The sequence below is a fragment of the Streptomyces colwelliae genome (assembly GCF_048158785.1).
In the GTDB taxonomy this organism is placed as follows: domain Bacteria; phylum Actinomycetota; class Actinomycetes; order Streptomycetales; family Streptomycetaceae; genus Streptomyces.
In genome coordinates, this window is sequence record NZ_JBLTJC010000983.1 from 1 (window position 1) to 430 (window position 430).

A 430-nucleotide genomic window follows, 5' to 3' on the forward strand; every position below is an offset into this window, starting at 1 on the left:
GTATATGGAGTTGCTGGAAAACGCCGTCGATGCGCTGAAAGCCGGACGCGAGCCGTCGCTGGAAGATCTCACCAGCCAGCAAACAGAAGTCGAGCTGCGGATGCCGTCGCTATTGCCAGATGATTTCATCCCTGACGTGAACACGCGTCTGTCGTTCTACAAACGTATTGCCAGCGCCAAAACGGAAAACGAACTGGAAGAGATCAAAGTCGAGCTTATCGATCGCTTCGGCCTGCTGCCGGATCCGGCGCGTACCCTGCTGGATATTGCCCGTCTGCGCCAGCAAGCGCAGAAACTGGGGATCAGGAAGCTGGAAGGTAATGAGAAAGGCGGCGTGATCGAATTTGCCGAGAAGAATCACGTTAATCCAGCCTGGTTGATTGGTTTGCTGCAAAAACAGCCGCAGCATTACCGCCTTGATGGTCCGACG

At 54.9% G+C, this 430-nt stretch carries 1 protein-coding gene; it reads left to right on the top strand.

Annotated features, from left to right (window positions below):
* The coding region (locus ACNFOC_RS55470; RefSeq protein ID WP_416966454.1) for a TRCF domain-containing protein at nucleotides 1-430 on the top strand (430 nt) is incomplete at both ends.